This is a genomic window from Streptomyces sp. NPDC021356 (genome assembly GCF_040641015.1).
In the GTDB taxonomy this organism is placed as follows: Bacteria; Actinomycetota; Actinomycetes; order Streptomycetales; family Streptomycetaceae; genus Streptomyces.
The window spans coordinates 137,857-149,668 of the sequence record NZ_JBFACU010000016.1 but is presented as its reverse complement, the minus strand read 5'-3'; the positions used below and the strand labels follow the sequence as shown (position 1 = coordinate 149,668).

The following is an 11,812-nucleotide window of genomic DNA, read 5'->3' as shown; positions in this document are numbered from 1 at the left end:
TGCCCCGTCCCGCGCAGGGGACGGCACCCGCTGTCACTCCGTCACGTCGATCGTGTACCGGTTGGTCTCCACGCCCGCCGCGGTCACCAGTTGCACCTCGACCCGGCCCGGTTCCACGTCCGCCGGGACCGGGACGGTCAGCACCGTGTCCGCGGGGTTGCTGAAGCCGCCCGTGACGGGCACCAGGGGCACGTGGACATTGACCGCGCCGATGCGGACCACCATCCGCGACAGCCGGTCGGCGCCCTGCGCTCCCGGGGGGACGAACCCGGCGCCGCGGATCTCGATGTCGTCGCCGGTGCGGATCGGCGCGTCCAGGTCCCCGGCCTCCCGGGCCCTGACCACCGAGAGGATCACCGGGCGCCCGCCCTCCGCGTACTTGCCCGCCAGATAGGTCGCGGCGGACACCAGCGTCACCACCGCCAGCCCCCAGGGCAGGTCGGGCAGCTGATCGGGCCGCCGGGCCAGCCGCACCGCCGCGAAGACCAGGGCGACGGTGCTGATCACGACGTACTGGATGTCCGCGAAGGCGCCGCGTCCCGCGTCGTCGGTCAGCAGGTCGGCCGCGCGCGGCCGGTCCGCGCGTACCTTCTGCAGCCGCTGTCCCAGGACCCGCAGCCCGACCACCCGCCGCACCAGCACGGTGATCCCGCACACCACGGCGAGCACGGTGACGACGCCGGCGCCCCGGGCGAGTTCCAGGCCCGAGATCACGGCGTCGCGCTCCGCGTGGTCCGAGGCGGCAGCCAGTCGGCCCACCAGCACCAGCACCGCGTACGCCACGAACAGCACCCACAGCGCAGCGATCGAACGGGAGGTGGAGAGCCTGTTGTCCTCGCCGATGACCGGGGCCAGCGCGCCGCCGCGCGCCCGGTGGAACCAGGAGGCTGCCGTCAGCGCCACGGCCACCACCGTCGCCGCCAGCAGGCCCGCCGTGCGGGCGGTGCTCCAGCCCGCCCCGATCGCGGTGAGCGCCTGGACCAGAAGCAGCAGGACGACCGCGGCCCAGACCGTGTACGCCGTCCAGCGCCACAGCCGGGCCAGCCAGGCCTCGCCCTCGGCCCGGCGGCGGACGGCGACGAGTTCCGCGGACTGCGTCAGTTCCTCCGAGACCCACTGCCGGGAGGCCGACACGGAGTGGGCCACGGCGGCGGGCAGCCCCTGCCCGGCGGCGAACCCGTCCCGCTTGACCAGGAATTCGGCCACGGCCCGCCGGTGTCCCGCACGCGCCCCGTGCGGGCAGTCCCCGCAGGTGCAGCCGCCCGTGTGGGCGTGCGCCCCCGCCCCCGCGCCGTCTCTCGCTTCCTGCACCGCCACGCCCGACGCCCGCCTTCCCCGGAACCCGCAGCCGCCCTGCGGACAACACCCCTACGCCGACTGCGAATTGTGCCCTACACCACCCCGTGTGCGTCCGCCCGGTCTGGTCAGGGCGGGTGAAGCCCGGGTCGCCGTGTTGACCCGGCTGGGAGAATCGGCGTATGGCCGAGATCATCCAGCGGGACGGGACCTGGGCCTTCGACGGCAGCACGGTGCGGATCACGCCGGGCCTGCACCGGTCGGTGCCGCTGTTCCGGCAGGCGTACAGGGAGATCACGGTGCCGCTGGCGGCCGTGGCGGGCGTGGTCCACGAAACCGGGCGCAGGCGCGGCCGGCTGTGTCTGCGGCTGCGGGAGGGCGCCGATCCCCTGCTCCAGGCGACCGGCGGCCGGCTGCCGGAGGCGGCCGATCCGTACCGGCTGGCCGTGGACCTCGACCGTTCCGGCGCCGCCGCCGAGTACGTCGCGGACGAGATCCGCCGGTCCCTGCTCCTCGACCGCATCCCCCAGGAGCCGGTCGGCGCCTACCTGCTGACGGGGCCGCCGGTGCCCGTCGCCGTCCGCTGCTCGGACGGCACCGTCTCCTTCGACGGTTCCCGGGTCCGTATCGACTGGGCCGACACCTCCGACCGGGTCAAACGGGCCACCGGCCCGCGCACCGTCGCCGTCGGCGAACTGGTCCGGGTCGAGTGGCTGCCCAACAGGGGGCACGAGGACGGCTTCCTGCGGTTCGTGACCCACGGGACGGTGGGCTCCGAGCTGCCGCCCGAGAAGGAGCCGTACACCCTCCACCTGTGGGGCAGCGCCCGCCGGGACCTGCTCACGGCGCTGGTCGCCGCCGCGGTCACCGCCCGGCTGCCGCATCCCGCCGCCCGCGCCGCCGCCGAGGCCGCACCCGGACGGGAGCGCGCGACGGTGCCACCGTCGCGGGCCGGCCGGCACGACGTGCTGCTGCGCCGGCTGCGGGAGCTGGGCGAGCTGAGGACCGGCGGTGTGCTCACCGAGGAGGAGTTCGCGGTGGCCAAGGCGGCCGTGCTGCGGGACTTCGGCTGAGGGCGGCGGGTGGCGGGCGGCGGGCGGCGGGTGGCGGGTGGCGGGTGGCTCAGGTCAGCAGGTCGGGTTCGCCGCGGCTGACGTCCTGCCACAGGGGCTGGTAGCTGATCCAGGCCACCAGGTCCGTGCCGAGCTGTTCGCGGGTCGACACCGCCGCCTTGTGGTCGATCAGGACGGGCCGGCCGGCCGCGCGGGCGGTCAGCTGCACCTGGGCGGAGCGTTCCATGGACAGGAACCACCAGGCGGCGGCGTCCACCGAGTCGCCGACGGTCAGCAGTCCGTGGTTGCGCAGCACCAGTGCCTTGCGGGAGCCCAGCGTCGCCGCGATCCGGCGGCCCTCCTCCGCGTCGACGACGACGCCGGTGTAGGTGTCGTACAGGGCGTGGTCTTCGTAGAAGGCGCAGCTCTCCTGGGTGATGGGGTCCAGCAGTTCGCCGAGGGCCGCCAGGGCCCGGCCGTGCACGGAGTGGCAGTGGGCGACGGCGACCACGTCCGGGCGGGCCGCGTGGACCTGGGCGTGCACGGTGAACGCGGCCTGGTTGACGTGGTGGCCGCCCTCGATGACCTGGCCGTCCTGGTTGGCGAGGACGAGGTCGCCGACGGTGACGTGCTTGAAGGGCATCCCGAAGGGGTTGACCCAGAAGCAGTCGCTGAACTCGGGGTCGCGGGCGGTGATGTGGCCCGAGACGCCGTCCTCGAAGCCGTACCGGCCGAAGATCCGCAGGGCGCCCGCGAGCCGTTCCTTGCGGTGGCGGCGTTCGTCCTCGACCGACTCGTGCCGGGGCGGCATGGCGAACCGCAGTCTGTCGGTGGGCAGGGGCGGGGGCGGTGTGGGGCCGCGACCGTGCATGGGTCCTCCGGCGGGGTGATCGGCGTACGGGCGGAAGGTACCCGCGGACGGCCGGGAATGGCAGCACGGGGGCGTGAAGATGCCGCAGACCCGACCGGAGCCACCCCCGTGCCCGGCGGTGGATGTCCGGTTGCACACCCTGGCGGTAGACGTCCCGTTGCACACCCCGGCGGTAGACGTCCCGTTGCTCACCCCGGCGGTACGTCCGGTTTCGCACCCGGGCGAAGATGTCCGGTTTCATACCTGACAAAACATGTCCGGTTTCCGCGCCAGACTCACCGGCATGGCTATGAACTGGGCGGCTTTCACCGCGACGGAACCCGAACTGGCCGGCCTCGCCGCGGGGCGTTTCGGCACTTTCCGGCACCACGTCCTCGTCACCCTGCGCCGGGACGGCTCGCCCCGCACCAGCGGCCTGGAGGTGCGGTTCCTCCACGGCGAGCTGTGGCTCGGCATGATGCGGGACTCGCTCAAGGCGCTCGACCTGCGGCGGGACCCGCGGTTCGTCCTCCAGTCGAATCCGGGGCCGGACACCTCCCTGACCGGCGGGGACGTGCGGATCGGCGGCCGTGCGATCGAGGTGGACGACCCGGAGGCGAAGGGCGCGTACGTGAAAGAGGTGGAACCGCCGCAGCCGTTCCACCTCTTCCGCACCGAGCTGACGGAGGTCGTGCGGACCTTCGTCGAGGGCGACCGGTATCTGGTCACCCAGGTCTGGCGGCCCGGAGCGCCGGTGCGCACGCTCAAGCGGACCTGACGGGTGGGACTACTCCCACTCGATGGTGCCCGGCGGCTTGCTGGTCACGTCGAGGACGACGCGGTTGACGTCGCTCACCTCATTGGTGATCCGGGTGGAGATCCGCGCGAGCACGTCGTAGGGCAGCCGGGACCAGTCGGCCGTCATCGCGTCCTCGCTGGAGACCGGGCGCAGCACGATCGGGTGGCCGTAGGTGCGTCCGTCGCCCTGGACGCCGACGGAGCGCACGTCCGCGAGCAGGACCACCGGGCACTGCCAGATGTCCCGGTCCAGGCCGGCCGCGGTCAGCTCCTCGCGGGCGATGGCGTCGGCCTCGCGCAGCAGGTCCAGCCGGTCCTTGGTGACCTCGCCGACGATGCGGATGCCGAGGCCGGGGCCCGGGAAGGGCTGGCGCTGGACGATCTCCTCCGGCAGGCCCAGCTCCTGGCCGACCATGCGGACCTCGTCCTTGAACAGCTTGCGCAGCGGCTCGATGAGCTGGAACTCGAGGTCCTCGGGCAGACCGCCCACGTTGTGGTGCGACTTGATGTTGGCGGTGCCGGTGCCGCCGCCGGACTCGACGACGTCCGGGTAGAGCGTGCCCTGGACCAGGAACTCGACCGCCGGGCCCTCGTCCGCGATGATCTCGGCCTGGGCCTGCTCGAAGACCCGGATGAACTCGCGGCCGATGATCTTCCGCTTCTCCTCGGGGTCCGAGACGCCCTTGAGCGCGGTGAGGAAGCGCTCCTCGGCGTCGACGACCTTCAGCTGGACGCCGGTCGCGGCGACGAAGTCCTTCTCGACCTGCTCGGTCTCGCCCTTGCGCATCAGGCCGTGGTCGACGTAGACACAGGTCAGCTGGGAGCCGATGGCCTTCTGGACGAGGGCGGCGGCGACCGCGGAGTCCACGCCTCCGGACAGGCCGCAGATGGCGCGCTTGTCGCCGACCTGCGCGCGGATGGCGGCGACCTGCTCCTCGATCACGTTGCCGGTGGTCCAGGACGGGGTCAGGCCCGCCCCGCGGTACAGGAAGTGCTCCAGGACCTGCTGGCCGTGCGTGGAGTGCATGACCTCGGGGTGGTACTGGACGCCGTAGAGCTTCTTGTCGTCGTTCTCGAACGCGGCGACCGGGACGACGTCCGTGGCGGCCGTGACGGTGAAGCCCTCGGGGGCGGCGGAGCAGGCGTCGCCGTGCGACATCCACACGGCCTGCTCGGCCGGGGTGCCCTCGAAGAGGGTGGAGGACGGCTTGGAGACGGCGAGATCGGTGCGGCCGTACTCGCGCGCGCCGGAGTTGTCGACGGTGCCGCCGAGGACCTGCGCCATCAGCTGGAAGCCATAGCACATGCCGAAGACGGGGACGCCGGCCTCGAAGAGCTCACGGTCCAGGCGGGGGGCGCCCTCCTCGTACACCGAGGAGGGGCCGCCGGAGAGGATGATCGCCGCCGGGTTCTTGGCGAGCATCTGTGCGACCGGCATGGTGCTCGGCACGATCTCGCTGTAGACCCGGGCCTCGCGGACGCGACGGGCGATGAGCTGGGCGTACTGCGCGCCGAAGTCGACGACCAGAACGGTGTCGGGGGCGGCGGCAGCGGGAGTCGCTGATGACACGGGGTGCCTTCCGGCGGTGGGGCGGGTCGTTGTACCTGCGATTCTACCGAGACGGCGGCGGGACCCGCCCCGTGCTCCGGCCCACCCGCCCCGCGAGGCCCGTCCCAGCATCCGAACCGCCTTGGACACCCGCGCCCGCCACGGCATACTGGGCCCATGCTCACGCACGCGACGACCTTCGTCTTTACCTATGGCACCCGGCCCGCCGGCTGCCATGGTCGTGCCGCTTGAGCTACTGACAAGCGACTTCCCAGGCGCCCCGGGCCGACAAGGCCCGGGGCGCCTGGCGTTCTCCCGGTCCTTGAGCCCCGGGGCACCGCACCCGCCTTCCAGTGAGGAGCCCGCGAGATGACCGCCACCGCAGCAGAGAAGACCGGCACGAGCGCCACCGCAGCACAGAAGACCGGCACGGCCGCCGGCACAGCGGAGAAGACCGGCACGGCCGCCGGCACAGCGGAGAAGACCGGTACGTCCGCCACCGCGGCGGAGCACCCCGATACGTCCGCCACCGCGGTGGAGCGGACCGATACGTCCGCCACCGCGGCGGAGCGGACCGGCGCCCGCACCGAGGAGGCCGTGAGCGTCATCACGGGCGCCCGTGAACGCATCGACACGCTCGACGACCGGATCCTGGGCCTGGTCCAGGAACGGATGGCCGTGTCGGCCGTCGTCCAGGAGGCCCGGATCGGTTCGGGCGGCAGGCGCGTGAACCTCTCCCGCGAGATGGAGGTCCTCGGCCGCTACCGTGACGCCCTCGGCAGGCCCGGCACGGCCCTGGCGATGACCCTGCTGGAGCTGTGCCGCGGCAAGATCTGACCTCCCGCGGCCGCGCCTCTCCCCGCCCCGATCCCGGACCGGCCTCACCCGTACGGGCCCCTCACCCGTGCGGCGCGTGACCGCCGCGGGCTCCGCGTCGTTGGTCGGGATGGCCGTGCCAGCCAGGGACGCGCCCGGGAGAACCACGCGTGGCTCTCCGGAGCGGTGAGACGTGCGGATCGTGCCGTACGTCGTGGGACCCCGCTCCAGGGAAGTGGCCGGACGGCAGGGGACAGCAGCCCGGTCACCAGGTGACGGCCGGCTCCGGGGACGCCCGGGGCCGGCCGCGCTCACATGTGTGATGCAAGCCACATGAGAATCCTGTGAAAGACCGCGCAACCATTCACAGGGGCCCCGGGTCACATCAGCGGAACCAACGGCCACACCCGCGCCCCACAGCGGAGGCCTCCCGCAACCTCCGTACCGCTCCACCGCGGTACGCCGGACTCCCCGAGGTCTTCATGAAGCTTCGCCGTGCCATGGCAGCAGTGGCCGCGACGGCCGCGATAGCCCCGCTGGCACTGCTGTCGGCTCCCGCCGCGTTCGCCGAGGAGCCGGCCGGCACCCAGACGACCGCCTCGGCGCCCGCCTCCAGCCCCGAGTCCACTCCGCCCGGCGCCCCGGAGTCGACACCGGCCGGCGCCACGCCCGAGTCCACCCCGCCCTCCGACGCGGCCGGGACCACCACCCCGTCGACCGGCGCCTCCGGCACGACGACACCGTCCGCCACCGCTTCCGCCCTGGCATCGTCCTCGGCCTCCCAATCCGCGTCCGCGTCCGTCTCCGCCTCGGCCAGCCGGCCCGCCGAGCCGTCCGAGGAGCCGTCGCCGTGCACCACGGACGACGTGGACAGCGACTCCCAGCTGACGATCGCGGTCTCCGGCCTGCCCGGGAAGATCGTCGCAGGCAGCGGCTGGCACACCTTCAAGCTGACCGCGGCCAACCACGGAGACCGGTCCCTCGGCCAGGTGCAGTGGCTCGCGCTCATCGACAACGACTCGATGAGCGAGAACGAGAAGGACTGGCTGAGCACCTACGCGCTCCTGGAGTACCTCGACCCCGCCACCAAGAAGTGGGAGTCCCTCGCGGACGAGATCGGCGGCGGCATCTACTTCGGCGAGACGCCGCTCGGCCCCAGGCAGACGGTCGACATCGACCTGCGCGTCAACATCACGGCGAAGGCCCCGGCGGGCGACGGCTACACCGTGGGCCTCGGCGGTTACGTCGACCAGGAGAAGAACTGCGTCCACAACGCGTTCGACTACTACACCTTCACCGTCCTGAAGCCCGGCAGTTCCAACGACGACCCCGGGAACGCCAAGCCGGCGGACGGTGCCGAGCCGGCCGGCGGCAAGCGGCCGCAGGGCGGTGCCGAGGAGATCCCGCCCACCGGCAGCCTCGCCGCGACGGGCTCCAGCTCAGTGGTGCCGACCCTCGGTCTCGTCGGCGGCATCGCGGTCGTCGTCGGGGCCGGCGCGCTGGTCGCGGTGCGGCGCCGCAAGGGCGGTGCGGACGCGTAACGCGATCCGTCATCCCACAGGACGAGAAGGACCTGCGCCAGGAGGGGGGCGCGGGTCCTTCTTCACTTCTCCCCGCTGTTGCTACTTCTGATCCTGCTGCTGCTCCTTCGGCGGTACCGCCGGTATGCCGAGGAACGGCAGGCGCAGCGCGCCGAACGCGTCCGCCGGAACCACCGGGTCGCGGGGCTCCACCGGCTTCAGCCGCTCGTAGGCCGCGCCCTGCGCCGGGCGCGGGTCCGTCTCGCCCTTGTTCGGCCAGTACGACATCGCCCGCTCGGCCTGCGCGGTGATGGTCAGCGAGGGGTTCACACCCAGGTTCGCGGAGACCGCCGCGCCGTCGACGACGGAGATGCCCGGATGGCCGTAGAGGCGGTGGTACGGGTCGATGACGCCGGTCTCGGGCGAGTCGCCGATCGGGCAGCCGCCGAGGAAGTGCGCGGTGAGCGGGGTACCCATCAGCTCGCCCACGTTGGACCCGGCGAAGCCGTTGATCTCCGCGGCGAGCGCGGAGGCGCCCTCGGTGGCGGCCCTGATCTGCTTGGGATTGGGCGCGCCGTGGCCCTGGCGGGCCGTGAGCAGGCCCTTGCCGACGCCGTCCGGTTTCAGGTACGTCGTCAGGGAGTTGTCCAGGGACTGCATCACCAGGCCGATGATCGTCCGCTCCGACCAGCGCCGGTTGGACAGGGACCGCAGGACGAGCAGCGGGTGGCGGGCGGCGTTCGCCAGCCAGGCCGCGACCCTGGACCCGCCGTCCACGAACGGCACCTGGAGGATCGACAGTCCGCCCATCGAGTTGGAGCCCTTGCCGTAGCGGACCGGCTCGATGTGGGTGTTCTCGTCGGGGTGGACGGACGACGTGATGGCGACGCCGCGGGTGAAGTCGGCCCGGGTCCGGCCGGTCGCCGCCCGGTAGCGCCGGTCGTCGGTCTGCGCGCCCACCAGCGCCTCGGAGTTGGTGCGGGTCAGCTCGCCGAGCCGGTCCGAGAGGTGGGGCAGCTGACGGCCGGCCTTCATGCGGTGCAGCAGGGTCTGGGTGCCGTAGGTGCCGGCGGCCAGGACCACCCGCCGGGCGGTGAGGACGCGGCCGGCGCCCTTCTTCTTGTCGTCGGTCGGCAGCGTGGCGACCGCGTAGCCGCCGCGGGAGTCGTCGGTGACCGACACGACCGTCGTCATGGGGTGGACCACCGCGCCCGCCTTCTCGGCGAGGTGCAGGTAGTTCTCGTTGAGGGTGTTCTTCGCGCCGTGCCGGCAGCCGGTCATGCACTCGCCGCACTCGGTGCAGGCCCTGCGGTCCGGTCCGGCCCCGCCGAAGTACGGGTCGGTGACCTGCCGGCCCGGCTGGGCCTTCGTCTTGCCGTCGGCGTCCTCGCCGTCCCCGAAGAACACCCCGACCGGGGCCATGTGGAAGGTGTCGCCGACGCCCATGCGCTGCGCCGCCGCCTTCAGGTGCACGTCGGAGGGGGTCATCGTCGGGTTGAGCCGGACGCCGAGCATGCGCTTGGCCTGGTCGTAGTACGGGGCGAGCTCCTCCTCCCAGTCGGTGATGTGCCGCCACTGCGGGTCGTCGAAGAAGGGCTTCGGCGGTACGTAGAGGGTGTTGGCGTAGTTGAGGGAGCCGCCGCCGACCCCCGCGCCGGCCAGCACCATGACGTTGCCCAGCAGGTGGATGCGCTGGATGCCGTACATGCCGAGCTTGGGGGCCCACAGGTAGTTCTTCAGGTCCCAGGAGTTCTTCGGCAGGCTCTCGCGGGTGAAGCGGCGGCCCGCCTCCAGGACGCCGACACGGTAGCCCTTCTCGGTCAGGCGCAGGGCGGTGACCGAGCCGCCGAAGCCGGAGCCGACGACGATCACGTCGTAGTCGTACGCCGTGTCGTCGCCGTACGCCGTGTCGTAGTCGTACGCCGTGTCGTCGCCGTACGCCGTGTCGTCGCCGTATGCCGTGTCGTCGCCGTGCGCCGTACCGTCCCTGTGCGCCGTACCGTCCTGCTCTCGGGCAGAGTTCTCCTGCGACACATGCGCTCCTCGTCGAGAACGGGTGTGGTCTAACGGAACCTGAGTGCCTTCAGCGCCTTCAGGCTCCGGTTCATGAACGCCGCGTACTTCTCGTCGTCCATGCCGAGCGACGGCGCCATGGGCAGCAGCCGCTGGTGGGCGATCGTCTGGGCCTCGGTGTACTTGAGGATTCCCTCGGAGCCGTGCCGGCGGCCGAGGCCGGAGTCCTTCATGCCGCCCATCGGCGACTGGACGCTGCCGTAGGCGGGCGCGTAGCCCTCGTTCAGGTTGACCGTGCCGGTGCGCAGCCGGGCGGCGATCGCGCGGCCCCGCCGGGCGTCCTTCGTCCACACGGACGAGTTCAGGCCGTACGGCGTGGAGTTGGCGCGCTCGACCGCCTCGTCGTCGCTCGCGAAGCGGTAGACGGAGACGACCGGGCCGAAGGTCTCCTCCGTGCACACGGCCATGGGGGCCTCGACGCCGTCGAGGACAGTCGGCTCGAAGAAGTACGGGCCGATGTCGGGGCGGGCGACGCCACCGGCCAGCACCCGGGCGCCCTTGGCGACGGCCTCCTCCACGTGCCGGGTGACGGTCTCCAGCTGGCGCTCGCCGACGAGGGAGCCCATGTCGGCGCCGTACGCGAGCGAGGTGCCCAGCCGCATCGCCTTGGTACGGGCGGCGAAGCGCTCCAGGAACGCGTCGGCGACGGTCTCGTGGACGTACAGCCGCTCGATGGAGATGCACAGCTGCCCGGCGGAGGAGAAGCAGGCGCGGACCGCGCCGGCCGCCGCCTTGTCGAGGTCGGCGTCCTGAAGGACCAGCATGGCGTTCTTGCCGCCGAGTTCGAGGGAGACGCCGACCAGGCGTGCGGCGGCGCCCTGGGCGACCTCGCGGCCGGTGCGGGTGGAACCGGTGAAGGAGACGTAGTCGGCGTGCCGGACGACCGCCGGGCCGACGATTGGGCCCTCACCGATGACGACCTGGAACACCTCGGCGGGCAGCCCGGCCTCGATGAGCAGGTCACGGGCCCACAGGGCGGTCAGGCAGGTCTCCGTGTCCGGCTTCATGACCACCGCGTTGCCCGCGGCGAAGGCGGGCAGCGCGTCGCCGACGGACAGCTCCAGCGGGTAGTTCCAGGGGGCGATCTGGCCGACGACACCGCGCGGGTGGCGCAGTTCGGTGACCTTCGTCAGGGCCGGGATGGCGCCGGTGTGCCGCTTCGGCCGCAGGTACGCGGCGGCACGGCGGCCGTAGTGCCGGGCGGCGACGGCGACGGCCTGCACCTCCTCGTGGGCGTGCAGGCGGGCCTTGCCGGTCTCCAGCTGGATCAGGTCGAGGACCTCGGCCTGGCGGGCGAGAACCAGGTCGTGGAAGCGGAGCAGGACGGCGGCGCGCTGCCGTACCGGCGTCCGCGCCCACACGTCCTGCGCGGCCCGCGCCCGCTCGAAGGCGAGGGCGACGTCCTCGGGGGTGGACTCGGGCAGGTCGGCCAGCTTCTCACCGGTGAACGGGGTGTGGTTGGCGGTCCGGCCGGATCCGGCGACGCCCTTGGTGAGCCGGGCGACCAGCTCGGGCGTCACCACGTCGGCGGCGGTACGGGCGCCCGCGGGGGCGGGGGCCAGAGGATTCGTGCCGGTCTGAGCCGGGGCCTGCGCGTCCGTCATGCAGCGCAGCGTATGACGGAGCCGGAGGTTTGTGTACCCGTCGGTAACGGGGATTCACCGACCGCACACATACCGCCAGCGATCACTGGCAACGAATGCGCTGATCAGGGGGTCCGCAGACCGGCCGGGAGCCGCCGCCCGCCCGCACCGGCGAGCGGGGGCGCGACGGGCGTGGGGCGGGGGCGCGACGGACGGGACGGTGCGCGCGGGGCGGGGCGGAGGTGGCGGGTGCGGAACCAGCCGGAAGTGGCGGG

9 protein-coding genes are annotated in these 11,812 nt (G+C 72.8%); 4 read left to right on the top strand and 5 right to left on the bottom strand.

The features are described 5' to 3' along the window. Positions 1-33: 33 nt before the first annotated feature. Positions 34-1,317, bottom strand: coding sequence for a hypothetical protein (locus AB0G56_RS22900; RefSeq protein ID WP_360972124.1), 1,284 nt, complete (start codon positions 1,315-1,317; stop codon positions 34-36). A gap of 161 nt (positions 1,318-1,478) precedes the next feature. On the opposite strand from AB0G56_RS22900, the gene AB0G56_RS22895 reads away from it, so the two are divergent. Continuing rightward, positions 1,479-2,369, top strand: a complete 891-nt coding sequence (locus tag AB0G56_RS22895; RefSeq protein ID WP_360972122.1) for a DUF4429 domain-containing protein — start codon at positions 1,479-1,481, stop codon at positions 2,367-2,369. Between the two features lie 49 nt (positions 2,370-2,418). Here the strand turns inward: AB0G56_RS22895 and AB0G56_RS22890 are convergent, their stop codons facing one another. Next, the gene (locus AB0G56_RS22890) at positions 2,419-3,219 is read right to left on the bottom strand and encodes a class II aldolase/adducin family protein (protein WP_360972120.1); all 801 of its coding nucleotides are present in this window, start codon (positions 3,217-3,219) and stop codon (positions 2,419-2,421) included. 283 nt (positions 3,220-3,502) lie between these two features. Between AB0G56_RS22890 and AB0G56_RS22885 the strand changes: the two genes are divergently transcribed. Then, the gene (locus AB0G56_RS22885; RefSeq protein WP_360972118.1) at positions 3,503-3,976 is read left to right on the top strand and encodes a pyridoxamine 5'-phosphate oxidase family protein; all 474 of its coding nucleotides are present in this window, start codon (positions 3,503-3,505) and stop codon (positions 3,974-3,976) included. A gap of 9 nt (positions 3,977-3,985) precedes the next feature. On the opposite strand, the gene guaA is transcribed toward AB0G56_RS22885, so the two are convergent. Beyond that, positions 3,986-5,566: a glutamine-hydrolyzing GMP synthase gene (gene guaA / locus AB0G56_RS22880; protein ID WP_360972116.1), complete on the bottom strand. Its 1,581-nt coding sequence runs from the start codon at positions 5,564-5,566 to the stop codon at positions 3,986-3,988. A gap of 513 nt (positions 5,567-6,079) precedes the next feature. On the opposite strand from guaA, the gene AB0G56_RS22875 reads away from it, so the two are divergent. Next, entirely contained in the window at positions 6,080-6,382 is a 303-nt protein-coding gene (locus AB0G56_RS22875; protein WP_360972257.1) for a chorismate mutase, read from the top strand. Positions 6,383-6,861: 479 nt separating this feature from the next. Beyond that, positions 6,862-7,902, top strand: coding sequence for an LPXTG cell wall anchor domain-containing protein (locus tag AB0G56_RS22870; protein ID WP_360972114.1), 1,041 nt, complete (start codon positions 6,862-6,864; stop codon positions 7,900-7,902). Between the two features lie 81 nt (positions 7,903-7,983). Here AB0G56_RS22870 and AB0G56_RS22865 read toward each other — a convergent pair whose 3' ends face one another. Beyond that, the gene (locus tag AB0G56_RS22865; protein ID WP_360972255.1) at positions 7,984-9,753 is read right to left on the bottom strand and encodes a GMC family oxidoreductase; all 1,770 of its coding nucleotides are present in this window, start codon (positions 9,751-9,753) and stop codon (positions 7,984-7,986) included. A 191-nt stretch (positions 9,754-9,944) separates the two neighbouring features. Beyond that, positions 9,945-11,558: a succinic semialdehyde dehydrogenase gene (locus AB0G56_RS22860; RefSeq protein WP_360972112.1), complete on the bottom strand. Its 1,614-nt coding sequence runs from the start codon at positions 11,556-11,558 to the stop codon at positions 9,945-9,947. Positions 11,559-11,812: the final 254 nt, after the last annotated feature.

Coding starts and splice junctions, on each gene's coding strand:
- AB0G56_RS22895 (WP_360972122.1), top strand. CDS start 1,479: ATGGCCGAGATCATCCAGCGGGACGGGACCTGGGCCTTCGACGGCAGC.
- AB0G56_RS22890 (WP_360972120.1), bottom strand. CDS start 3,219: ATGCACGGTCGCGGCCCCACACCGCCCCCGCCCCTGCCCACCGACAGA.
- AB0G56_RS22885 (WP_360972118.1), top strand. CDS start 3,503: ATGGCTATGAACTGGGCGGCTTTCACCGCGACGGAACCCGAACTGGCC.
- AB0G56_RS22870 (WP_360972114.1), top strand. CDS start 6,862: ATGGCAGCAGTGGCCGCGACGGCCGCGATAGCCCCGCTGGCACTGCTG.
- AB0G56_RS22860 (WP_360972112.1), bottom strand. CDS start 11,558: ATGACGGACGCGCAGGCCCCGGCTCAGACCGGCACGAATCCTCTGGCC.